We start from the raw sequence: 20846 nt of genomic DNA, 5'->3' as shown, positions 1-20846 counted from the left end.
CAATTTTTGTTAAGAAACGATAGTTATACTTAGAAACAAGTTAAAAACTATTGAACGAATGGGGAGAGGTTTACATGCAACTCATAACATTCCTACATGAATTTATAAAACATCCGAAACATACTGGTGCGATTGCGCCAAGTTCAAAAATATTAGCAAGAAAAATGGTAGATGTAATTGATTTTCATAGAGCGAAATGCATCGTAGAGCTAGGTCCTGGTACAGGTGTTTTCACGAAAGAAATTATGAAGAGAAAGAGGAAGGAAACAATATTCCTTCTTATTGAAATTAATGAAGTGTTTTGTAAAGAGTTGCAGAGAAAGTTTAAAAATGAGCAGAACGTCATTGTTGTACACGGCTCAGCTGAAAATATAAAGAAGTATATGGAAGAGTTCAATATAGAATGCATTGACTATGTCTTATCAGGATTGCCTTTTACATCTTTACCAGAAGAGGTTTCAAATCGAATTTTAAACAATGTAATGGAAGCGATACATGAGAATGGTGAATTTATTACATTTCAATATTCACTTGTGAAAAAAGGATTTATACAACATTTCTTTCCTGAAATTACGTTCGAAAAAGTGTGGCTCAATTTTCCGCCAGCGTACGTCTTTAGTTGTAAAAAAGAGCTAAGGAGAGCGTATGCATAATGGAATTGCATGAATTATTATCTTATATTGAACAATACGGTTATTGGGCATTATTTTTCTGTTTATGGTTAGGTATTATCGGTATGCCAATTCCAGACGAAATGATCGTAATGAGCGGTGGTTTTGTCTCTTCACTAGGGGTATTAAGTGTCATTCCTGCATTTTTATTAACCTATTTAGGCGTTGTATCTGGCCTATCTTTAGGTTATATAGTAGGAAAAATATTTGGTACGAAAGTACTTGATAAGCTAATGAAAAAGAAAAAGGCGAAGTATCTTTTGAAATCTCAACAAATGGTAGAGAAGTACGGTCATTATGCGTTAGTCACAAGTTACTTCATACCAGTTGTAAGACATATTGTACCGTATGTAGTTGGAATGAATAACATGTCATTTAAGACGTATGCTTTCTATTCCTATACGACAGGATTTGTTTGGACACTCGTTTACTTTGTGCTCGGTTCTTTATTTGGACAACACATTAACAGAATTGTAGCGATTGCGATAGAGTATGGCGTGTATTTTGGTGGGATTGTTTTTGCTGTTGCGAGCGGTGTATATTTGTACAAGCAAAGAAGAAGTACGGTGATGAGTAAGTAAATAGAAGATAGGTTTATGTTTATTGAGAGTAGTATAAAAGGGAGAGTTATTTTGTAAAATAACTCTCCCTTTTAATGTAATAGTTCCTTATTACTTTCATTAGGTGTTGTCTGAAATACAGTTATATAAATTGTTAATATGGTTGTATTTATTAGATTAGCTAATACAGTTATAAAATCACTTGATGGGATGATAAGACCGAAGATTGAAAGTATGGCAGAAGCAAGTGGAATGAACTTTTGCAGCGTAGTTAACTTTCCGTCTTTATGAAGCTTTGCAGATTGAAAGAAGCACAGTAAGAAAATAAAGGATGTAAATAATAATCCCAAATAGCCCCAACCACCTTCAATATACCAAGGTAAAAAGCTCATTCTTGATGTGAAAATAAATAAATTAAATACTAACGTGCTAATGATTAGTGTATTCAAAATAGTGATATGTATCTGTTTCTTCATTTGAATTATACTCCGTAATTTATTTTATCCTGGCTATTTGTGGGCAGCAAAAAACACTGATTAAAATTTTATTTTACTGAGATGTTTTTGCCATTTCCATAAATCGCTGTTCAATTTCATCTAGTTCGAATGAGTGGCATATTCTACGGTCTTCTTTATCTAAAATTCTATAATGTTGCGATAAAATATTTTGTTGTATTTGATAACCGTTTAATTCTTTTATTTGTCGCCACCACACTTTTCCTCCTAAAGTCTTCGGGAAGTTCGTATTGTAATGTGTAAAAGCGATTGTTTTTATAATTTCATTTACATCATCCCCGAATGTCATCTGAACTGTATCGCTCTGTTCAAAGAGTGTTACGACACAAACTGCACCTGACCATGTTAGTGTGCGTCTTCCTTTTTCAATTTCTACTAATGTTTTCTTCGATAAACCGATAATTTCTGACATTTTATCTTGGGATAGATTATTTTCAACACGGATGAGTTTTAATTTTGAATTAACGAGTTCAATAAATGATTGTTTATCCATTATGCAGCTCCTTTTTTATTTATGGTGTAAAATTACACTATAAGTGTAATTTTGTCAACGTTAGTGTGAAAATTTCCTTTTTACTATTTGGATTTTTCTAATTAATATTTCACTTTTAGTTTAAGAAAATGTTAAGAAACAGTACGAGTTTTTATTAAGAAATGGGCCCTATACTTAGAAACATCTTAAAGAAAACAGAATGAAAGGTGGCATATAGATGAAAAGATTTATTTTTGGATCATTACTTGTTATCGTCGCAGGAGCGGCATATTTATTAAATGGGAGTAAGTTAGTAGATCAAATGAATCCATTTCTTGATATAGAGCACCATTATGCAATAATTGATAACGATGGTAAAGAGTTAGGTGGAAATAAAGCTCGTGAATATAAAGTGAAAGCCTATGATGAAAATGGTAAGGAAAAAGAAGTTACAATTGACGGAGTAGATGAATTATCAAAAGGTTCATATTGGCATGTGTTTACGAGAGGTAAGTTCTTATATGATAAAGTCAAAGTAACGATAGATAAAATTCCTGATGGAGCAAAGATGAAGTTAGGATTGTAAGTATAAAACCGATCCTCAATGTGGGAATCGGTTTTGTTATTTTATGGTAAAATGTAAAAGGGAGGAGTGAGAGTTATGCTACTCATCGTTAGCCTTATATTAATCGGGATTATGTGTAGTATGAGAATAGTATCCTTACATATGGTAGAACGAGACAAAATAGAAGAGCGATATGTATATTGTCCAAAATGTAATGCGAAAATTAGAAGAGGGAATTTTGCTCCTTTTTGTTCGAAATGTAATGTAACATTTTAAATACAGGAAATCCGAAATCATTTTGTATGGTTTTGGATTTTTTATGTTGAAAATAGAAGAAATAAAGAGTGGAAAAAAGTTTGAACAAGGGATTGAGTATACGAATGTTAGTGAAGGCTATCTCATTATTATGAAGTATGTCGTAGAAATTGATAGAGAAGTTTTGAGGGTGTTATTACCTGATGAAAGAAGGATTCTTCCTACTATGCTAGAGTGTGATGAATGTTATAAGACCCAATTGGATGATATCGAGGGAAGTTGATAAAAAAGAGCTTGAAACAATTCAAGCTCTTTTTCATTATTATTTATGTCCTAAAATATGCTCAACCTCATGTACACTCAATTTACTTGCCTTAGCAATTGTTTCAAGTGGTATACCAAGATCATGCATATTTTTAATCATTTGAATTTTCCCTTGTTGAACTCCTTCTTTTCGCCCTTTTTCTATACCTTGTTCTAAGCCTTTTGCTAAGCCTTTTTCCATACCTTTTTCCATACCTTTTTCCAAGCCCTTTTCCAAGCCCTTTTCCATACCTCTTTTCATACCCTCTGTCTCAGCATGGGCGAATTTTGCTGCTTCATCCATTAAAACTTTCTCCCTCGCGTCATAGGCTTGTCGGAAAGAAGAATCTTGACTCATACGTTCCCACTTGTTTATTGCTTTTTGTAAAATAGGATCTCGGTTCATAGCAATATCCTCCAATGTTTTAGTTAAGTGTTCATCCTCATTTGCTGAAAGCAATAAAAGCCAACGAACAAATGGATCTTTCCACGGATTTACTTTTTCTTCATGCCATTGTTTTGTTAACTTTGGAATTTCTACAATGTGAATTTCTATGTCATCACTCAAGAGTTTCTGTTGTTGTGAATTCCATAATGTGCCCGTTGTATGAAATTCTTTGTGGTCTGAGAACATTATAAAGTTCAATAAATTAATGGTGATGGTTTTATGAAGCGAACTGTAAGGCATACCTTTTTGTAATTGAGATGTGTATAATTTTCCCCAATAATATAAACTACGTTTCATCATATCGTGATTATTATTGAGCTGTATTTCTACATTTATTTTTGTTCCTGTGTTTAATGTCGCTGAAATGTCTAAAATAGATAACTTATCCTCTTCATATTCCCGATGTAAATGTGGATCTTCTAGTTGTAGAGAAGCGATGGGTGATTCTAAAGACTCTTGTAACGTAGCGTTTAAAAATGCAATTAGAATATCTTCACTACCATTCGTACCAAACAATTGTTTAAATGCAAAATCAATGCGTAAATTAACTAACTGTTGGTTGAACAAAGTTTGTCCTCTCCCTTATATTAAGGTGCTTCTTTCCTTCATTGTACCTAAAAATAAATAGGGCATGCAAATAGACCATGCTGCTATTTTATTAGGAGTATTATTAGAAAGTGAAAGGCAATTATGTCTATGTTATACTCTAGTGAAATTGAAAAAACTTATATAGAGGTGAAGATGATACATATGCAAAAAGATATTTTAAAACTATTAGATAAAAAGCAAAGTAACTATGAATTTCCTAACTTTGATAATGAATATATTGATATTTCACAAGTGAAATTCTCTCTTTTCTTTAAAGATAATAAGGATTGGTTAATGGTGTTTCAAATTGTTGGTGTAGGTTCATTAGGGGTATGTAATGATATTCACGTATATGGTGATAGAGTGAATCATTCAATTGGTGATGATGATATTTTGCAATTAAATGATGGAGATTATGAATTATTTGATAATGAAGGGGGATTTATACCTGATATTCATAGCGGTAGTTTGAAAATTCACGGGCAGCATTTTGAATATAAATTTACAGAAGAGGATTATGCGAATAATGGAATAGAAATAAAAACGACAGAGTCTTATCCAAGAGATTTCATGCGTATGCTTGCGACTAATGACGAAGCTAGAAAATTAGTATGGTGGGAAAAAGAAGAAATCTTAGAAGAGTTCGGCTTAGAAGGTGATTGGGAAGTAGCATATGAAACGGAAGAGTGGCAACATGTTGAAGACGAGAAAGTAAGTGAAAATGAATTCTTCCAATCAGTAGCCGCTGCAATAGAACAGAAAGATCCAACTATTATTGTAAATAAGAATTCTAATACGCACTGGAAAAATTGGGTGGAGTTTGATTACGAAAACTTATAATTAACTAGTAAATCAAAATGCTTTTTTAATAAAAAAGACGAGCTAAAGTGTTGAAACTTTAGCTCGTCTTGTTGCATTACACAACCGCAGGATTATAAATCATCGTAAAGTGTCCTTGTAATAATTCAATTTGACAAGGTGTATGAAGCGAGCTTTCTCCATCTGTATCTACTTCTTTTTCTTCTTCTGTTTCAATATGAATGGATTTCGCTTTTACGTGGAAGATATCATTTTCATTTGAGTCTTCAAATAGTTTCTTTCCGATATAATCTTTAAACGCTTGAATGCCTGTCGATTTTACGACGAAAATATCAAGTGTTCCGTCATCGCATTTTACGTTCGGGATAAAGGACGGAATCCCGCCAAGGTATTCACCGTTTCCAACCATAACAAGGACAGCGTCGTCTTCATATACTTGTCCATCGTACGTAATTTTTACTGGGAATGTTTCAGCATTTTTTACAGTTCGAATAGTGCTTAAGTAGTAACCGATTTTACCAAGTTTTGCTTTCTCTTCTGCATCAATATTGTTTGATACCTCAGAAACAAGTCCAATACCCCAGAAGTTTAAGAAGTATTGTTCGTTTGCTTTTGCGACGTCAACTGGTTTTACATGTTCTTGTGTAATAAGTTTTGCTGCTTCTGCGATGTTTTGCGGAACACCGAGTGTGCGAGAGAAGTCGTTGCAAGTGCCGCCTGGAATGATTGCAAGTGTAGGTCTAGTTTCAAGAGGTGCTAAGCCATTTGTGCATTCGAATACAGTACCGTCGCCACCAAAGACGATAATTAAATCTACTTTACTAGCAAACTCTTGGCAATATTTTGTTGCATCGCCTTGCTCTTTCGTATGAAGGATATGTAAGTCAGGAAAAGCTGCCGCAAGAGGTGGTACGATTTTCGTTAAGTTCGTATGTAAATCACCTTGTCCTGCTTTCGGATTTACGATGAGGAGTACTTTTTCAAATTTTGTTTTTGTCATTTTATTCTCTCCCTTTGTCTTTTACGAATCGTGATAGAAAATAAACTTCCATCAATGATTGATAGAAGTTTATTCTATTTATATTACTCCGTTACAACTGAAGCGATAAATGGTAAGTTACGATATTTTTCTGCACAGTCGATACCGTAGCCAACGATAAATTCGTCTGGAATTTGGAAGCCAACATATTCAGCTTTTAAATCCACTTTACGACGCTCAGGTTTATCAAGTAATGTACAGAATTTCAATGCTTTCGGTTTATGCATAAAGAAGTGATCTTTTAGGAAGTGAAGTGTTAAACCAGAATCGATAATGTCTTCTACGACAATTACATTTTTTCCAGTAATGTTTACATCGATATCTTTTAATAGTTTTACTTTGCCAGTTGTTTCTGTTTGATTTCCGTAGCTAGATGCAGAAATAAAGTCGATTGTTACTTCGTTTTTAATGTGACGAATTAAATCAGCAGCGAATACGAAAGATCCTTTTAATACAGCGATTACTACGATTTCTTCTCCTTCAAAATCACGTTCGATTTGAAGTGCTAATTCTTTTACTTTTTCTTGTAATTGTTCTTCAGAAATTAAAGTGTCTTTTATTTCAATATTCATTGGAGTCCTCCTACAGTGTAAAACTTGCGAACATTTCGACTGTATAGGAAAGAAAGCAAAAAGTCAAAGGAGATATAAGTTTTTTACAAAAATACCCACAAAATAGTCAGATGATATGATATACTGATTGTATTAAGAAAACGCTTCCATGAAGGGTGATTATGATGAAAAAGAAAGAGTATACAAGTGCAACATTTATAAAAGCATTACTTTTAACAATTGTTCTTGGTAGTTTGGCTTACATAATTGATGTACCAGCCATTCGGATTTCACTAATTGGAATGACTTTAGTATTAGGCGCAATTTCCCATGGTATGATGTCACAGTTGAAAGAAGCTGGAGTCGATCATATGAAAGATCATATAGATGAGAAATGAGAAACCTTCACATATAGAGAGTGAAGGTTTTTTGTTTCTTACAAAAATGTAAGGTAGTTGTAAGGGAAATCGATAGTTGCATAGTAGTGCTTTGGATAAACTATAGGTGTAAGGTAAAAGGCAAGCATATTTTAGGTAAATTAAGTTTTAGGCACTCTATATGTGAAAAAGGAGTAGGAGGGTATGGAGAAACGTTGGACGACCTTTTCTTTTTTAGCAACTAGCAACACCGTAATGCTAGCTGGCGAGATGGATTTTTTGCACTTGTTTGATCGAGAAGACGATCATTCTTCTTCTAAATTTACAATGAAATGGAATAAATGGAGCGAGAGTTGTAAGTTTGAAGAAGAGGCCCCTAACGAAGAGCAAAAGATTATTTTGACAAACCCTATTAAAGCTTGGGTTGTTCAACGTCGTAAGTGTAACGTCAAAAATCACTTAAAGAAAACTGAGCCGAGACAATTAGTTATCGCTCCGGCCCATTCTACTTCTACATCACGCGAAAGTAACATGTAAATATTGAGACACACACCCGAAAAAACATCGTATATATTGCGATGTTTTTTTATTTGTCTACCATGAAATCTTTAAATGAAATATATTTCATCTGCATTTTATATTTATATCTCTTGTTTATTCTAGTGATACATCCGATGCGAAGTGATGTAAAACGTATAAAAGGAGAGAACTAAAATGAAAAAAAGACTATTACCAATCTGTGCAATGGCACTTTTAGCAGTAGGATATTCTTCAGTAGCAAGTGCGGATACTGGAACAGTAACGAAGGAAGAAGAGGCGCAAGTGCAACAAGATAAGACTAAAAAAGAAGAAGCAATTAAGATACAGCAAAAGAGTGAAGAAGAGAAAAAGAGAATAGCGCAAGAACAGTTGAAAAATGATATGGCAAAAAAAGAGGCAGCGATAAAAGCTGAGCAAAAAAATGAAGTAGCTAAAAAAGAAGTAACAAAGCCAGCTGGACAAGGTGAGAAATTACCAAACACAGCATCCAATAATGTAGCAATGATGGCACTAAGTGCATGTCTTGTAGGGATGGGGACATTATTTGGTTTGAAACGTCGCAATAAAGTGAAGGCGTAATTAAAATATTGACCTATAAAGAATGGGATAATTTCATATATTAAAAATGGTAGGTTATTCCTACCATTTTTGGCATGGAGGGATGAAATGTGAAATTACTTAATTATATCGGAATGATATTGATGGCCATCGGGCTATTTATGGGATCCTATTACGCAGTGGAATGGTATAAAGGAAAAAGCTCTGCTCAACAATTAACGAAAGAAGAATTAAAGAGTCTTAACAATATACAGCATAATCAACTTTCTAACGAAACAACTGTAACCTCCCAAGTACCTTCTTCTCAAACAGAACATAAAGAAGGAGAAAAGGTTGCCCTATTAAATATACCGAAAATAAAGAAGAAGTTTTCTATATACTGGGGAGCGGATGAGGCAACGTTGAAAAAAGGAGTGGGAATGTTCGTTAGTGATGTAACGACAACACCATCTGGAGGGGGACATACGGTATTGAGTGGGCACCGGGATACTGTATTTACAGATTTAGGAGAGTTAAAAGAAAAAGACACTCTTGTTTTAGAGTATGATAATAAAACTTACACATACGAAATTCAAAAGATATGGATTACCCATGCGGATGATCGTACTGTTATTATAAAAAAAGAAGAACCGATATTAACACTGACGACTTGCTATCCATTTGATTATATAGGAGATGCACCAGATAGATATATTATCGAGGCGAAGTTAACTGGTGGTTATTCAAAATGAAGTGATAGTTTTTGAAAGCAGGAGGGGATATAAGTTATGTCAAAAAATATTTTAATTGTAGAAGATGAAGATATATTACGTGAAATATTAAAAGATTATTTTTTAAGTGAGCAATATGTAGTGTTTGAAGCAAGAGACGGGAAGGAAGCTTTAGTTGTATTTGAGGAAGAAGAGGTTGATTTAGTTATTTTAGATATTATGTTGCCAGAACTTGATGGGTGGTCCGTTTGCCGAAGAATCCGTAAAACATCCGAGGTTCCTATTATTATGCTAACGGCACGTGTAGATGAAGATGATACGTTACTTGGATTTGAACTTGGAGCGGATGACTATGTGACCAAGCCGTATAGCCCACCCATTTTATTAGCAAGAGCGAAACGGTTGTTAGAAAGTAGAAAAGTGACAAAGCAACTTTTAGAGAATGAAGATGATACATTATCCATTCATGGTATTCACGTCCATTTCCCGTCGCGTACTGTTACGATAGATAGAACCGATATTAACTTAACACATACAGAATTTGAAATATTAGCGTATTTTATGAAAAACCAAGGGATTGTTTTAACGCGAGAGCAACTCATTTCAAGAATTTGGGGATACGAATTTGCCGGTGATGACCGAACTGTTAATAGCCATATTCGTAATTTGCGAAATAAATTAGGAGAGAAAGCAAAGTACATTACAACTGTAGTACGAACAGGTTATAAATTTGAGGGGAATGTATGAGAAAAGGAATTGTACTAAAATTATTTACCCTCACAACAGCATTGTGCATGTTAATTTTAGCGACGATATTTATTGGACAAACAATATTTTTTAAACAATATTATGCGAATCGAAAAGTAGAAGATATTAAAGTGAATTTAAATTCCTTTGAAAAGAATTATTTGAACTATGCAGGAAGTGCAGAAGGGATTCAGAAGCTAGAGCAAGACTTTTTTAGAGAGAACAATACATGGATTACGACATTAGATCAGAATGGAAATTTAAAACATGTGGATGATTTTTATGTAGAGGTTACTTTAGATCGTAGGGCAGAGAAGGAGTTTGGAAAAAAGGTAATCAAGATGCCTTTGTACTATCTAATGACCATAGATGAAATTGAAGGTGGGACACTGCCTAAGTTAGAAGGGCGGTCAGTCTATTTTTATGGGCTAAAACGAGACGATAGTTTCATCGCATGTTATGTACATATAGAAGAGGCAAATTTGAGTTGGCTGAATAAACCGTTAGGAAAAAAATTAGCTGCAAAGGAAATTCAGATGAGTGGTGGTAAGCCAACAGTTGCTGAAGAACCTATCGTTGCGGAAAGAAAAAGAGTTGCTGGAGTTATGAGCGCTGAGGAACAGAAGAGAGCAGCTCATAATTCAGACTTTAATTTATCAGGGAAAATTACGAAAGTACAATTCCCTGATGTAAAAGGGCCTGTAAATTCAATCTATAAAAATAATCTATTTTTGGATAATATAAAGGAATTTCAAGCTGAATTATTATTAAAAGAAGATAAGAAAATACCAGATACAACACGAATAATAGATTATGAAAAAAATGATATTAAATATAAATTATTAATCAAGCCAATAAAAGAAAAAGATGGATCAGTAACTTATATATATGCGATGGCTTCTTTACAGCCTGTAGATGAGGCTGTACAAATGGTACAAGATTATTACATCTATATCATTGCATTTGTAGTCGTTCTCATTTTTCTAGCTTCATTCTATTACTCTAAACAAATTGCAAAGCCGTTATTAAAAATAAATGATACAACGAAGAAAATAGCGCACTTAGATTTCACAGAAAAAATACCGATTACTTCAAAAGATGAAATTGGTGATTTATCGAAAAATATTAATGTATTATCTCATAAGCTCCATTCGCATATTGGACAGCTAGAACAAGATATTGAAAAAGAAAGAAAGTTAGAAAATACGCGGAAAGAATTCATTTCTGGTGTTTCACATGAATTAAAAACACCGCTGAGTATTATGAAAAGCTGTATTTCTATTTTAAAAGATGGGGTAGCTGAGCATAAAAAAGAGTACTATTTTCAAGCAATGGAACGAGAAGTAGATAAAATGGATACGTTAATTTTGGATATGCTTGAGTTAGCTAAATTTGAGTCAGGTACATATAAAATGAAAAAGGGAGCATTTTATATTGATGCTGTAATTGAAGATATATGTGAACATCTTTCTGTGGAAATAGAGAAAAAAGAACTTCATGTGCATAAAAATATATGTTCATTTGAAGTAGTTGCAAATCAAAGTCGAATTGAACAAGTCATCGTGAACTTCATTACGAATGCGATACGTTACACACCAAATAAAGAAGATATTATTATTTCTACAATAGATGAGAAGGATCGTATAAAAGTGTGTATTGAAAATAAAGGTACTCACATTGAAGAAGAGCAATTAGATAAAATTTGGAATCGTTTTTATCGCGTGGATGCAGCTCGCAAGCGTTCGCAAGGTGGGACGGGGCTTGGGCTAGCTATTTCTAAAAATATTTTAGAATTACACGAAGCTGAATATGGAGTAAAGAATACAGAAGACGGTGTATTATTTTACTTTTACTTAACGAAAAAAGTGTAGATGATATATGCTACGCTTTTTTAATTTATTTTCATATTATCTTTACCTAATCTTTATTTTTAAGCGATATAATCTGGTTAGAAAATGAGGTTATGTAAGGAGTCGATCAACCGTGCATAGCAATTGGCTAAGTATAATGGTATTTATTTTCTTTTGTGCATTTATTGTATTTTTAATTGATATTACGATATGAAAAAAAGAGCGCTCATTAAGCGCCCTTTTTGTTCGAATTCAGTTGATAAGCATTGATGCTTTTGAATAAGCGGGGTGAAGTAAGAAATAAAAATATAAGTAAAACGGTACATAAAATAAAAGAACCGAGCATTGTACTGCCGTTTACAATTAATGAATATAGAACTGCTGATTGACCTTTTGGTGCATATTGTCCCCAGAAAATAATACCGGCGATAAAGTGACAGAAGTAGCGAGCAAAGCTACCGATAAATGTAGCGAGGATAATATACGCAAGGACTTTCTTACCTTTGTTTTGTTTTGATGAAGGTTTTTCTTTGCGGCTACCTAAACTTGATTGTTCTAAGTTATTTTCATTAGACGTTAAAAGTGCTTTTTGAATTGGACGATAGAATAAGCCAGCAAATCCGATAAAAGCAAAGGCAATGAAGTACTCAATGAATGCTTGAACAGGTGTTAAAATGTAAGCATCTCCCACGACAATTTGTAATAGTCCCCAAACTAAACCACCTAAGAAAGCTGATTTAAAGCCCCAGCGGTATGCAATAATAAAAATAGGAATCATAGCAAATGAAATGGAACCGCCTGTTGGAAGTTTAATTGATAATGGTAAAATATCGATGACCAAGGCGAAGGCTGCAAGAATAGCAGATTCGATCATCGCTTGTAAATTGGTGTTACGCATGTTGTCTCCCCCTAAATCCAAGTTGTACAAAAAAAGAATAGATATCATAGGAGGATACGAAATACGTAAATAAAAAGAGGTATGTATTTCGGACGTTTGCACAATCCCTGCGTTAGCATTAACTAACAGGTTCGAAGGGTCGGAACGAAGTGTTCCCTCTCAGCGGCATGGCTCCCCCAGTGATAACGAGATTCTTTATTTGCTATTGTTTATTGTAAGCGAAATGGATGAGAATGGCAAACGAATACAGTATGACAATAATTGAAATAGAATTGTAGCGAAATGTTAATAAATATGAAGCAAAAGGGTATAGTACAAGAGAAATTGGGTGTGGTATAATTTTTTTGAAAATAATTATCATTCTCTTCTGAGGGGGAAGGTTATGAGCTTAGTAGATATTAAAATTGGAGAGAAAGTATTAGTAAAAAGTATTCAGTCTTTAGATCAGCTATTAAAGCGTAGACTAGCTGCTTTCGGTCTTGCTGAAGGAAGCGAACTTCGCCTGAAGCAGAAAGCGATGTTCAAAGGTCCTTGTACATTGGAGTGTCGTGGACAGTTAATTAGTATTCGTCATTGTGACGCGAAAATGATAAAGGTGGAATTAGCGTGAATAAGGTAGCTTTGCTAGGGAATCCGAATACAGGAAAGACATCATTATTTAATGCACTTACTGGTTCTTATGAATATGTAGGGAACTGGAGCGGTGTAACAGTAGAAAAGAAGGTTGGTAAATTAAAAGATAAGCAAGGAACATTGATTGATTTACCAGGTGTTTATGATTTAAATCCCGTTTCGCGTGATGAAGGTGTTGTAACAAACTTTCTATTAACAGAAGAATTTCAGCATATGTTAAATATTGTAGATTCCTCGCAGTTTGAACGAAATATGCATTTAACGTTGCAATTACTTGAGTTTGGAAAGCCGGTTTCGATCGGATTAAATATGGTCGATGTGGCAAAGCAACGAGGCATTGTAATTGATGTAAAACGATTATCAGAGTTATTAGGTGTAACAGTCATTCCTGTCGTTGCAAGAAGCGGAAAAGGCTGTGAAGAATTACTTGCGACTCTTAAAGAAAATGACAAAAATGAGAAAAAGCCATTCATTATTTCATATGGTGTACAGATGGATGAAGGAATTGGAGAGGTAATAGCTCTTTTAGAGAAAGCGAATTACAAGCATCCAAGATGGTTAGCTCTTCAATTTTTAAGCAATAACGAAGTAGTAGAAAAAGAAATGAAAGCATTACCAATTTATAAGGAACTTGTAGCCATTCGATCTCGCTTAGAAGAAAAACTTGATTGTACGTTGGAAGAGCATATTTATAAAACTCGTGAAGCGTATATTGAAAAGTTAAAAACAAATGTTATGAAGCATGAGAAAGAAGGAAAAATTCCTTTTTCAGAAAAAATTGATAGATTAATTACACATAAAATTTTAGGACTTCCAATCTTTTTAGCAGTTATGTTTTTTATTTTTCAGGTTACGTTTACGTGGATTGGGACACCATTGTCAGATATGTTAGATGAGTTTTTTGGTGGGCAGCTTACGGATTGGGTGACAGCTGGACTTACAAGTGTCGGAGCTTCTGATTTTATTCAAGCACTCGTTACAGAAGGTATTATTGCCGGTGTTGGTGCTGTATTAGTATTCGTTCCACAAATCTTTGCACTATTCTTTTTCATTTCATTATTAGAAGACTCAGGATATATGGCGCGAATTGCGGTTGTTATGGATAGAATTATGGAGTTCTTCGGATTAAACGGAAAAGCGTTCATTCCGATGATTATCGGTTTTGGATGTAATGTTCCAGGTATTATGGCAGCGAGAACGATTGAACAAGAAAAAGAACGTTTACTTACAGTTCTTGTAACACCGTTTATGTCTTGTTCGGCACGTTTACCTGTATATGCATTATTTGCGGGAGTATTCTTCCCTCAAAGTCAGGCAACTGTTGTGTTTTCTTTATATGTTGCAGGTATTGTTCTTGCGTTATTAGTTACAAAAATTATGTCTCTTACCATTTTAAAAGCGGAAAAATCTATTTTCGTTATTGAACTACCTCCTTACCGTGTACCACAAGCGAAAACGTTATGGTTAAGTACGTGGGAGAAAGGGAAAGGATTTGTTCGTAAAGCAGGTACATTTATCTTCGGTGGTTCTGTTGTCATTTGGTTATTAAACTACGCAGGTCCATCAGGATTTGGTGTTGATATGGGAGACAGTTACTTAGCGATGATTGGTGGATTTATCGCACCACTATTTGCACCACTTGGATTTGGAACGTGGCAAGCTGCTGCATCCCTTTTAACAGGATTTTTAGCAAAAGAAGTTGTCGTTTCTACAATGGCAATTATTTATGCGGTGAAAGAAGATGTGCTAGGAAATGTAATGGGAGCACACTATACGGCGCTATCAGCATATGCATTTATGTTCTTTATTTTATTATATGTTCCGTGTTTAGCGACAGTAGCCGTTATTAAACGTGAAACAGGATCAGCGAAGTGGACGATTTTCTCTGTCGTGTATCCACTTGTTGTTGCTTATGTATTAACGCTTATTATATACCAAGTTGGATCCCTACTCGGATTCTAGAAGGAGATGTATTAGGGTGATGGTCAATATTATAATTGGAGCTATCATTTTTGGTTATGCAGCATACACGTTAGTAAATTTTGTAAAGAGAAGTAAAAAAGGAAAATGCGCAGCATGTTCTTTAAATAAGTCATGTCAGTCGCAAACTTGTAGTCCGGATATGGAGCAAATTGCTCATAAATAGAAAAAAGCTTTGCGAATTTGAATTGAACCCAAAAAGTTAGACAAATATATTAAGCAGCTACTAAGGATTGAACTCTGTATTGCACAGGGACAATCCTTTTAGTTTTGTTTTAATTCTTTTGTGATTGTAGTAATGAATATAAGTTTCTAGTTCTTGCTTAAATTGTTCCATTTACTGCTTGTATTTTATCTTTTGAAGAAAATGTAGCCATAAAAAATGCACCTCCAATTATTAATTATGTGTCTAACAATTGGGGTGCACTTCATTACAGGCAGTCTTTTTAATCTACTTCAATATCTCGTCCTTCTGTCATCACTTTATTTCTCCAAAGCAAAAGTAATCTCCTAAATTCTGAAGTTTCTAATTTACATTGATTATTTGGTGGGCTAATGTAATAATTAATCGCGCTTGTATATTTAGGTTCAATAAATACAGCAGCAGCATTGTATTCTAGTTCATAACTAGGGTACTTCCCCTCTACGACATGGTCTAAAACTTCTATGTATTCATCCGCTTCATCTTCATCTAGGTTTTCTATAAAGTCAGATACAATAGCAATTTCTTTTGGTAAACGAATTCTTAGTCCACCAAATGGGTCACGCCAAAATTCATGTGAATAATTCATTAATACAACCTCACTATCTTCTCGTATATTTTGGATAAGCCGTGGTAATTTCTCCGTTTTCAATAATCATCTCAACCTTAAATCCAGAAGAAGTTTGCCCTACGTATTTATTTGGAGCGATTTGAACACGATTGGTATATGCTTCTTTAATAGAATCAACTACCTGGACTCTATTCCAATCCTTAGGGAAAAATGAAGATTTAGCTTGTTTTACAATACCATCAACCTTTACTTCTGCAACATATACTCCTGCAGGGTTTGGTGGCCTAGTAACGCGAATTATCTCTCCCCCCATCATATTCTCGTGATGATAACCAACAGCTTTTAATCCCCACCATTTTTGTCTTACTTCACCATGAAAAACATGCTCCATAAGTGATGAGTCAAATTTATATGGCGTGTTCCCACTGGAAGCTCCTTCACGACTAGCAAACTGATGGGTCGATAGCTTTTCCTCAGCTGCCCTAAAGTCAGGTGTATCAAATACAGAGCGTATATTATTTCCACCAGCTAAAGCAAACTCATTGCGATTACGATTGAATAAGGATGCAGCGTCTTGCAAGCTTTGATTAGCAGTTCGTGAAATCTCAGCTAATTTTGTGCCAGGGTTCAACATTGCAATTTTATCCACGCCTTTTGTTCCTACGAATAGTTGTCCAACAGCCAATATAGTATGACCAGCCGCGCTTCCATACCATGCTGCACCACTATACGAGTCACCAATTGATGTGAAATAAAACCTGCTTAATTGTAAATAAAGCTTATGTGTATGTAAAGTAACAATAAGAGCCACGATTGTGAGCGTTTTTTTATTTTGCATCAATAATATCAATAAATTTCAACGTCGTATTATTGTAAAATGCATCCGTACAAATTATAGATTTATTCAGCGGATCAATATCCACGACAGTCATATAGCAAGTAAGTAAAAAAACACCTTCAGTACCTTCTAGATATCGTTTTACTCCTTGTATTTTATCCTTTGAAGAAAATGTAGCCATAAAAAATGCACCTCCAATTGTTAATTATGTGTCTAACAATTGGGGTGCACTTCAATTTCGCAAAGATTTTTTGTTTTACTTTTTAATTTTTACAAGTTGAGAAGCTTCTACGCCGTTGTAGCCAGGGAATTCTTTACTTGGGTCTTTATCGAATTTTAATACCCCAACAGATTTTTCATCACCTTTTACATTGTTGTAAGTTGCGTCATCAACAATTGCATACATATCTGTATATGCACGGCCACTTCCGATAATTGTGTTGCCTTCGTATTTTAATTTTGCCCCATCAAGTGTAGCATTTTCTACTTTTTCTTTAGCAAATAATACACCTTGCTCTGCTGTTACAGCTGGTAATTTATCAAGTGGTTTCGTGTCGTCTTTTTCATCAACTTTGCTAAGTAACTCTTTCTTCACTAGCTCTTCACCAGTTTTCTTATCCATAACAAGAACTTTTTTACCCTCTAATGTTGTCATTTTCATTTTATAGAAGTCTTTTTCTTTCACTTCTTTTTTGTTTTTATCTGTAATTTGTTGAACTTGTTCTTCTGATCCGTACAGTACAAAACCGTTTGCTTTATCTCCTAATAAAGAGCAACCTGATAATGCTCCAAGTGAAATTGCTGCTGCTAGTCCGATTCCTACTAATTTTTTCATGATGATTTCTCCTTTTATATGTTTTATAGTAAATACATTTTTGTATTAGTTCTGAAATGATGAGAAGCTTGTTCGTTGCTTCTGGTATTAGTGTATAAGAAATATTACAACGTAACTATCGAGTTAGCTTACAGTAACATTACAATAATGTAATTTAGTGAAAGTGCATAAAAATAAGTTAATTCAGAAGAGGGTTAATGAGAATATATTAGGAATACAATGTTTTATAAGGAATGTCATATTATATTGGCTGGATTTTGGAAATAACATGTAAGGACATATTAGTTTTGTTATAATAAACACATAGGCTGTAAAAATGAATATTCTTTACTGTTAAGGGAGATTTTTCAGTTTTCCAAGTAGTGAATTTGAAATATGAGGTATATCATAGGAGGAATTTGGATGTCTGTATTTAAACGATTACGAGATTTAACAATGTCGAATGTATATTCATTAATTGAAAAAGCGGAAGATCCAGTTAAGATGACGGATCAATATTTACGCGATATGCAAGCGGATGTACAAGAAGCTGAGAAAAGTGTAGCGGCTCAAATTGCACTTGAGAAGAAATTTAAAATATTATTTGAAGAACAAGAAGCACTTGTGAAAAAACGTGAAGAGCAAGCTCATATGGCTGTTCAAGCAAGCAATCTTGATCTTGCGCGTCGTGCTCTTGAAGAAAAACAAAATGCAGAGCAAAAGATGAATGAGTATAAAGCAAGCTATGAGCAAAACAAAGCTGCTGCTGATAATCTTCGCCTAAAGTTAGAAGAAATGCGTAAGCAATTAACAGAGCTGAAAAATAAACGTGAAACACTTGTAGCACGTGTAAATGCGGCGAAAGCACAAAAGAATATTAATCAGGCGATGTCTGGATTTGATTCAAACTCAGCAAAAGCTGGTTTAAGCCGTATGGAAGAGAAAGCTCTTCAATTAGAAGCAGAAGCAGAAGCAAGCGGCGAAGTGTACAAGAAAGAAAAATCATTAGATGATGAATTCGCAAGCTTAAACAAAAATTCTGCTGTTGATGATGAATTAGCTCGTATTATGAAGCAGTATGAGAAATAATATAGAATAGAGACAAATGAACCGACATGTCTAAATAAATTCATGTCGGTTTTCTATTATCATTTAAGAGGAGGTTTTGCAATGACATGGACAAATGTAGTAGCCATGCTTGTATGGACTGGAGCAAGTGCAGTACTTTTATTTGCAATTATGTGGGTTGATTCAATTTTTACTAAATACAATGACTTAAAAGAAATAAAGAATGGGAATACAGCTGTAACAACTCGTTTCGTCATGAAATTATTCGCGCAAGGGTACATTTTATCTCAATCGATTACGAAAGCAAATGACTTATGGCAAGCGCTACTTGCATCAGCAGTTTCTTTCGTTATTTTGTTAGTAGTAGAAATGTTTATTGAGTTTGTTTTAAAGAAAATGGCTGGTTTAGATTTAGAAGAAGGTACGAAAGAAGGCAGTATTGCGCATGCGATGTTAGCCGGATCATTGCATATCGTTGGTGCACTTATTTTAGGTGCTTGTTTATAAAGAGAGAAGGAGGGGTAGATCATGAGTTTGTTCAAACGGATTAAAAATATAATGAAGAGCCCAGAAGCGCCAAAGCCGGAGAAAAGTTTGTTGACGTTAGCTCCTGGCGATATGATTGAAGTTTCATTAGTTATGTACGAATTGACCGGGAAAACGAGTATGCATTCTCGTAAAGAAATTGTTTTAACGCTACAAGACGGGAAAGATATTCGTTATTTAAAAATTGAAGACCGTGAAAATACATATTATAAATTATATACACCAATTGATGGTCGCTTAGATTCGATTGATGAAATTCCGACGACAATTGAAATGGATGATACAGAATACCATATGGAAGAGCAATATAACGGACGTGTTGTTGTGATGGGAAAAACACCATTCTCTGCTTCAGAGGAACAGTATGTATGGGAATTCCAATCAGATAACCGAAAATTATTACGTATTGAATGGCAAAATGGTCGCACAATGATGTATGAGGGAGAAGCAATTATTCCTGCTGATGTACAAATTATAAGAGCAACGTAAGGGGGCGTAATCATGTCAAACCGATTGTTTACCATGATTAAATCGTTCGTGATCCCTATACTTGCTATCGTTACGTTACTTGTTGTTGCTGGATATGCCTTATCAGGTTGTCAAGGCGGACAGACAAAGTCGATTCAAGACCGTTATCCACTAGAATCTGTCGCAAAAGAAGGTAAACAAGAATCTTACGTGTATAGGGCCGCCAATCGGTCAGTTCCTGAAGTCGCAAAGGAACTCATGAATGAAAGAGAACCGAAGCAAGCATCTAAAGAAGACGAAAATCAAATGTTCCTCGTTTATTCTGATAAGATTTATAACCTGCAAAAGGATAAAGAGAAACCATCTGATACGTTAATTGAAATAAGTAATAAAGAATTTGTCCGTCAAAATTACCAACCATCCTTCTTGCAGGGATATATTATGGGGAGTATTTTAAACGATATATTCGGTTCACGAAAATCATCATACGGTGATTATCGCGGATATAATGACAGACAAAATCATAAACCGGTTATTCCAGAGAGACCGCCTACGAAAGAAGAAAAGAAAACCCCGCCTCCAATTACGAAGGAAGGGAAAGGATCTATCATTAAGCGAGGCGATCATGTAGATTCGAAACCTTCCGTAGGAGATACAGGAAGTATTACGAAAAAAGGAAGTAGTACGCCTCCGCCTTCTACTGGAAGCAAAGGGAAAATAACGAAAAATCCAGGTGGTTCAAGCGGATCAGATGTGAAGCCGAAATCATCTATTAAAACGCCGCCAAGGAATACATCGCCTCCGAAAACGAGGGTCGGTGGTTCAGGAAAGATTACGAAGAGAAGATAGGTATAGAGGCCGAAAAGGAGAAGTTGCTTTTCGGTCTTTTTATTATGGAAATTAATTCCTTGTAGCTGGTACAATTCATGTATAAGGAGGGATTAGTATGACTATGTATAAAAGATTTAGTGTAATGATGTTCCTCGTCTTATTCTTAAGTTTGTTTATCGGCACAACGATGAAATTTCACTTTGTAGTAGGTATTCTATGGATACTATGTACATGTACTCTTTTTCTATATGTTCCGCTTCGTTTTCAACAAGAAGTGCCCGCCTTTCAAAAATACGTAGCATGGATTAAGAGCGGGGGAAGATGGGGCGAGTAAAAATATATCAACGATTATTGGAATATATCGACCGCAACTCCAAATATATCAGCGATTATTGCAATATATCGACTTGCCGACAAAAACTGACAATG

28 protein-coding genes, 3 pseudogenes and 1 riboswitch are annotated in these 20846 nt (G+C 34.6%); of the genes and pseudogenes, 20 read left to right on the top strand and 11 right to left on the bottom strand.

Annotation, left to right across the window (positions count from 1 at the left end; genetic code table 11):
• Positions 1–74: 74 nt before the first annotated feature.
• The gene (locus ACZ76X_RS24075) at positions 75–653 is read left to right on the top strand and encodes a class I SAM-dependent methyltransferase (RefSeq protein WP_479851908.1); all 579 of its coding nucleotides are present in this window, start codon (positions 75–77) and stop codon (positions 651–653) included.
• Positions 653–1252: a DedA family protein gene (locus ACZ76X_RS24070; RefSeq protein ID WP_479851907.1), complete on the top strand. Its 600-nt coding sequence runs from the start codon at positions 653–655 to the stop codon at positions 1250–1252. The genes ACZ76X_RS24075 and ACZ76X_RS24070 overlap by 1 nt, the downstream gene beginning before the upstream one ends.
• A gap of 71 nt (positions 1253–1323) precedes the next feature.
• Here ACZ76X_RS24070 and ACZ76X_RS24065 read toward each other — a convergent pair whose 3' ends face one another.
• Together ACZ76X_RS24065 and ACZ76X_RS24060 are read right to left on the bottom strand one after the other, a co-directional pair.
• Positions 1324–1707 carry a hypothetical protein gene (locus ACZ76X_RS24065; protein ID WP_479851906.1) on the bottom strand — a complete coding sequence of 128 codons (384 nt, stop codon included), beginning with the start codon at positions 1705–1707 and terminating at the stop codon, positions 1324–1326.
• A 73-nt stretch (positions 1708–1780) separates the two neighbouring features.
• Positions 1781–2239 carry a helix-turn-helix transcriptional regulator gene (locus ACZ76X_RS24060; protein ID WP_479851905.1) on the bottom strand — a complete coding sequence of 153 codons (459 nt, stop codon included), beginning with the start codon at positions 2237–2239 and terminating at the stop codon, positions 1781–1783.
• Between the two features lie 217 nt (positions 2240–2456).
• Between ACZ76X_RS24060 and ACZ76X_RS24055 the strand changes: the two genes are divergently transcribed.
• The 3 genes from ACZ76X_RS24055 (at position 2457) to ACZ76X_RS24045 (ending at position 3321) form a co-directional block, all read left to right on the top strand.
• The gene (locus tag ACZ76X_RS24055; protein ID WP_479851904.1) at positions 2457–2804 is read left to right on the top strand and encodes a YxeA family protein; all 348 of its coding nucleotides are present in this window, start codon (positions 2457–2459) and stop codon (positions 2802–2804) included.
• A 75-nt stretch (positions 2805–2879) separates the two neighbouring features.
• A complete protein-coding gene (locus ACZ76X_RS24050; protein ID WP_479851903.1) occupies positions 2880–3059 on the top strand; it encodes a hypothetical protein in 180 nt (59 codons plus the stop codon).
• Positions 3060–3102: 43 nt separating this feature from the next.
• On the top strand, positions 3103–3321 hold the full coding sequence (locus ACZ76X_RS24045) for a hypothetical protein (protein ID WP_479851902.1): 219 nt from the start codon (positions 3103–3105) through the stop codon (positions 3319–3321).
• A gap of 39 nt (positions 3322–3360) precedes the next feature.
• Here the strand turns inward: ACZ76X_RS24045 and ACZ76X_RS24040 are convergent, their stop codons facing one another.
• Positions 3361–4356 (bottom strand): Rpn family recombination-promoting nuclease/putative transposase, encoded by a 996-nt coding sequence (locus ACZ76X_RS24040; RefSeq protein ID WP_479851901.1) that lies wholly within the window; start codon positions 4354–4356, stop codon positions 3361–3363.
• 183 nt (positions 4357–4539) lie between these two features.
• Between ACZ76X_RS24040 and ACZ76X_RS24035 the strand changes: the two genes are divergently transcribed.
• Positions 4540–5217 carry a DUF7003 family protein gene (locus ACZ76X_RS24035; protein ID WP_479851900.1) on the top strand — a complete coding sequence of 226 codons (678 nt, stop codon included), beginning with the start codon at positions 4540–4542 and terminating at the stop codon, positions 5215–5217.
• Between the two features lie 76 nt (positions 5218–5293).
• On the opposite strand, the gene ACZ76X_RS24030 is transcribed toward ACZ76X_RS24035, so the two are convergent.
• Together ACZ76X_RS24030 and hpt are read right to left on the bottom strand one after the other, a co-directional pair.
• The gene (locus tag ACZ76X_RS24030) at positions 5294–6196 is read right to left on the bottom strand and encodes a diacylglycerol/lipid kinase family protein (RefSeq protein WP_479851899.1); all 903 of its coding nucleotides are present in this window, start codon (positions 6194–6196) and stop codon (positions 5294–5296) included.
• 83 nt (positions 6197–6279) lie between these two features.
• Positions 6280–6807 carry a hypoxanthine phosphoribosyltransferase gene (hpt, locus tag ACZ76X_RS24025; protein ID WP_002123365.1) on the bottom strand — a complete coding sequence of 176 codons (528 nt, stop codon included), beginning with the start codon at positions 6805–6807 and terminating at the stop codon, positions 6280–6282.
• Between the two features lie 161 nt (positions 6808–6968).
• Between hpt and ACZ76X_RS24020 the strand changes: the two genes are divergently transcribed.
• The 6 genes from ACZ76X_RS24020 (at position 6969) to ACZ76X_RS23995 (ending at position 11589) form a co-directional block, all read left to right on the top strand.
• Positions 6969–7184 carry a hypothetical protein gene (locus ACZ76X_RS24020; protein WP_116892343.1) on the top strand — a complete coding sequence of 72 codons (216 nt, stop codon included), beginning with the start codon at positions 6969–6971 and terminating at the stop codon, positions 7182–7184.
• 183 nt (positions 7185–7367) lie between these two features.
• Entirely contained in the window at positions 7368–7700 is a 333-nt protein-coding gene (locus ACZ76X_RS24015) for a hypothetical protein (protein WP_098669341.1), read from the top strand.
• 177 nt (positions 7701–7877) lie between these two features.
• A complete protein-coding gene (locus ACZ76X_RS24010) occupies positions 7878–8282 on the top strand; it encodes an LPXTG cell wall anchor domain-containing protein (protein ID WP_479851898.1) in 405 nt (134 codons plus the stop codon).
• An 89-nt stretch (positions 8283–8371) separates the two neighbouring features.
• On the top strand, positions 8372–8992 hold the full coding sequence (locus ACZ76X_RS24005) for a class D sortase (protein WP_479851897.1): 621 nt from the start codon (positions 8372–8374) through the stop codon (positions 8990–8992).
• Positions 8993–9028: 36 nt separating this feature from the next.
• Positions 9029–9718, top strand: a complete 690-nt coding sequence (locus tag ACZ76X_RS24000) for a response regulator transcription factor (protein ID WP_000041855.1) — start codon at positions 9029–9031, stop codon at positions 9716–9718.
• On the top strand, positions 9715–11589 hold the full coding sequence (locus ACZ76X_RS23995) for a sensor histidine kinase (RefSeq protein ID WP_479851896.1): 1875 nt from the start codon (positions 9715–9717) through the stop codon (positions 11587–11589). The genes ACZ76X_RS24000 and ACZ76X_RS23995 overlap by 4 nt, the downstream gene beginning before the upstream one ends.
• A gap of 208 nt (positions 11590–11797) precedes the next feature.
• On the opposite strand, the gene thiT is transcribed toward ACZ76X_RS23995, so the two are convergent.
• A complete protein-coding gene (gene thiT, locus ACZ76X_RS23990) occupies positions 11798–12466 on the bottom strand; it encodes an energy-coupled thiamine transporter ThiT (RefSeq protein WP_479851895.1) in 669 nt (222 codons plus the stop codon).
• A gap of 86 nt (positions 12467–12552) precedes the next feature.
• A riboswitch (TPP riboswitch) is annotated at positions 12553–12654 on the bottom strand.
• A gap of 194 nt (positions 12655–12848) precedes the next feature.
• Here thiT and ACZ76X_RS23985 point away from each other — a divergent pair.
• From ACZ76X_RS23985 to ACZ76X_RS23975, 3 genes are read left to right on the top strand one after another with little or no spacing between them, the layout of a single operon-like run.
• Positions 12849–13076, top strand: a complete 228-nt coding sequence (locus ACZ76X_RS23985) for a FeoA family protein (protein ID WP_000060512.1) — start codon at positions 12849–12851, stop codon at positions 13074–13076.
• Positions 13073–15061 carry a ferrous iron transport protein B gene (gene feoB / locus ACZ76X_RS23980; protein ID WP_479851894.1) on the top strand — a complete coding sequence of 663 codons (1989 nt, stop codon included), beginning with the start codon at positions 13073–13075 and terminating at the stop codon, positions 15059–15061. The genes ACZ76X_RS23985 and feoB overlap by 4 nt, the downstream gene beginning before the upstream one ends.
• A gap of 16 nt (positions 15062–15077) precedes the next feature.
• Positions 15078–15245 carry a FeoB-associated Cys-rich membrane protein gene (locus tag ACZ76X_RS23975; protein WP_000989597.1) on the top strand — a complete coding sequence of 56 codons (168 nt, stop codon included), beginning with the start codon at positions 15078–15080 and terminating at the stop codon, positions 15243–15245.
• 49 nt (positions 15246–15294) lie between these two features.
• Here the strand turns inward: ACZ76X_RS23975 and ACZ76X_RS23970 are convergent.
• The 5 genes and pseudogenes from ACZ76X_RS23970 to ACZ76X_RS23950 form a co-directional block, all read right to left on the bottom strand.
• A pseudogene (locus ACZ76X_RS23970) lies at positions 15295–15407 on the bottom strand (IS3 family transposase); the annotation flags it as partial.
• A 118-nt stretch (positions 15408–15525) separates the two neighbouring features.
• Positions 15526–15870 carry a hypothetical protein gene (locus tag ACZ76X_RS23965; RefSeq protein WP_001109640.1) on the bottom strand — a complete coding sequence of 115 codons (345 nt, stop codon included), beginning with the start codon at positions 15868–15870 and terminating at the stop codon, positions 15526–15528.
• 13 nt (positions 15871–15883) lie between these two features.
• A pseudogene (locus ACZ76X_RS23960) lies at positions 15884–16591 on the bottom strand (EndoU domain-containing protein); the annotation flags it as partial.
• Between the two features lie 88 nt (positions 16592–16679).
• Positions 16680–16811: pseudogene (locus ACZ76X_RS23955) on the bottom strand (YolD-like family protein); the annotation flags it as partial.
• A 135-nt stretch (positions 16812–16946) separates the two neighbouring features.
• Positions 16947–17525 (bottom strand): lipoprotein BA_5634 family protein, encoded by a 579-nt coding sequence (locus tag ACZ76X_RS23950; protein WP_479851893.1) that lies wholly within the window; start codon positions 17523–17525, stop codon positions 16947–16949.
• Positions 17526–17927: 402 nt separating this feature from the next.
• On the opposite strand from ACZ76X_RS23950, the gene ACZ76X_RS23945 reads away from it, so the two are divergent.
• The 5 genes from ACZ76X_RS23945 (at position 17928) to ACZ76X_RS23925 (ending at position 20751) form a co-directional block, all read left to right on the top strand.
• Positions 17928–18593, top strand: a complete 666-nt coding sequence (locus ACZ76X_RS23945) for a PspA/IM30 family protein (RefSeq protein ID WP_000110287.1) — start codon at positions 17928–17930, stop codon at positions 18591–18593.
• 81 nt (positions 18594–18674) lie between these two features.
• Positions 18675–19079 (top strand): DUF350 domain-containing protein, encoded by a 405-nt coding sequence (locus tag ACZ76X_RS23940; protein WP_048529578.1) that lies wholly within the window; start codon positions 18675–18677, stop codon positions 19077–19079.
• A 21-nt stretch (positions 19080–19100) separates the two neighbouring features.
• On the top strand, positions 19101–19607 hold the full coding sequence (locus ACZ76X_RS23935) for a DUF4178 domain-containing protein (RefSeq protein WP_479851892.1): 507 nt from the start codon (positions 19101–19103) through the stop codon (positions 19605–19607).
• Positions 19608–19619: 12 nt separating this feature from the next.
• Positions 19620–20435: a DUF4247 domain-containing protein gene (locus tag ACZ76X_RS23930; RefSeq protein ID WP_479851891.1), complete on the top strand. Its 816-nt coding sequence runs from the start codon at positions 19620–19622 to the stop codon at positions 20433–20435.
• A gap of 97 nt (positions 20436–20532) precedes the next feature.
• Positions 20533–20751: a hypothetical protein gene (locus ACZ76X_RS23925; RefSeq protein ID WP_479851890.1), complete on the top strand. Its 219-nt coding sequence runs from the start codon at positions 20533–20535 to the stop codon at positions 20749–20751.
• The last annotated feature ends 95 nt before the right edge of the window (positions 20752–20846 follow it).

The sequence above is a fragment of the Bacillus sp. BC05(2025) genome, from assembly GCF_056725905.1.
Note: the sequence above shows the minus strand (reverse complement) of the source record. Positions and strands in the feature narration are given on the sequence as shown.

Excerpts from the sequence above, each read along its gene's own strand:
- ACZ76X_RS24060 (WP_479851905.1), bottom strand. The coding sequence starts at position 2,239 with ATGGATAAACAATCATTTATTGAACTCGTTAATTCAAAATTAAAACTC.
- ACZ76X_RS23965 (WP_001109640.1), bottom strand. The coding sequence starts at position 15,870 with ATGAATTATTCACATGAATTTTGGCGTGACCCATTTGGTGGACTAAGA.
- ACZ76X_RS23930 (WP_479851891.1), top strand. The coding sequence starts at position 19,620 with ATGTCAAACCGATTGTTTACCATGATTAAATCGTTCGTGATCCCTATA.
- ACZ76X_RS24070 (WP_479851907.1), top strand. The coding sequence starts at position 653 with ATGGAATTGCATGAATTATTATCTTATATTGAACAATACGGTTATTGG.
- ACZ76X_RS24000 (WP_000041855.1), top strand. The coding sequence starts at position 9,029 with ATGTCAAAAAATATTTTAATTGTAGAAGATGAAGATATATTACGTGAA.
- ACZ76X_RS24050 (WP_479851903.1), top strand. The coding sequence starts at position 2,880 with ATGCTACTCATCGTTAGCCTTATATTAATCGGGATTATGTGTAGTATG.
- ACZ76X_RS24020 (WP_116892343.1), top strand. The coding sequence starts at position 6,969 with ATGATGAAAAAGAAAGAGTATACAAGTGCAACATTTATAAAAGCATTA.
- ACZ76X_RS23950 (WP_479851893.1), bottom strand. The coding sequence starts at position 17,525 with ATGAAAAAATTAGTAGGAATCGGACTAGCAGCAGCAATTTCACTTGGA.
- hpt (WP_002123365.1), bottom strand. The coding sequence starts at position 6,807 with ATGAATATTGAAATAAAAGACACTTTAATTTCTGAAGAACAATTACAA.
- ACZ76X_RS23925 (WP_479851890.1), top strand. The coding sequence starts at position 20,533 with ATGACTATGTATAAAAGATTTAGTGTAATGATGTTCCTCGTCTTATTC.
- ACZ76X_RS24015 (WP_098669341.1), top strand. The coding sequence starts at position 7,368 with ATGGAGAAACGTTGGACGACCTTTTCTTTTTTAGCAACTAGCAACACC.
- ACZ76X_RS24065 (WP_479851906.1), bottom strand. The coding sequence starts at position 1,707 with ATGAAGAAACAGATACATATCACTATTTTGAATACACTAATCATTAGC.
- thiT (WP_479851895.1), bottom strand. The coding sequence starts at position 12,466 with ATGCGTAACACCAATTTACAAGCGATGATCGAATCTGCTATTCTTGCA.
- ACZ76X_RS23940 (WP_048529578.1), top strand. The coding sequence starts at position 18,675 with ATGACATGGACAAATGTAGTAGCCATGCTTGTATGGACTGGAGCAAGT.
- ACZ76X_RS24030 (WP_479851899.1), bottom strand. The coding sequence starts at position 6,196 with ATGACAAAAACAAAATTTGAAAAAGTACTCCTCATCGTAAATCCGAAA.
- ACZ76X_RS24035 (WP_479851900.1), top strand. The coding sequence starts at position 4,540 with ATGCAAAAAGATATTTTAAAACTATTAGATAAAAAGCAAAGTAACTAT.
- ACZ76X_RS23995 (WP_479851896.1), top strand. The coding sequence starts at position 9,715 with ATGAGAAAAGGAATTGTACTAAAATTATTTACCCTCACAACAGCATTG.
- ACZ76X_RS24075 (WP_479851908.1), top strand. The coding sequence starts at position 75 with ATGCAACTCATAACATTCCTACATGAATTTATAAAACATCCGAAACAT.
- ACZ76X_RS23985 (WP_000060512.1), top strand. The coding sequence starts at position 12,849 with ATGAGCTTAGTAGATATTAAAATTGGAGAGAAAGTATTAGTAAAAAGT.
- ACZ76X_RS24055 (WP_479851904.1), top strand. The coding sequence starts at position 2,457 with ATGAAAAGATTTATTTTTGGATCATTACTTGTTATCGTCGCAGGAGCG.
- ACZ76X_RS23945 (WP_000110287.1), top strand. The coding sequence starts at position 17,928 with ATGTCTGTATTTAAACGATTACGAGATTTAACAATGTCGAATGTATAT.
- ACZ76X_RS23935 (WP_479851892.1), top strand. The coding sequence starts at position 19,101 with ATGAGTTTGTTCAAACGGATTAAAAATATAATGAAGAGCCCAGAAGCG.
- ACZ76X_RS24045 (WP_479851902.1), top strand. The coding sequence starts at position 3,103 with ATGTTGAAAATAGAAGAAATAAAGAGTGGAAAAAAGTTTGAACAAGGG.
- ACZ76X_RS24010 (WP_479851898.1), top strand. The coding sequence starts at position 7,878 with ATGAAAAAAAGACTATTACCAATCTGTGCAATGGCACTTTTAGCAGTA.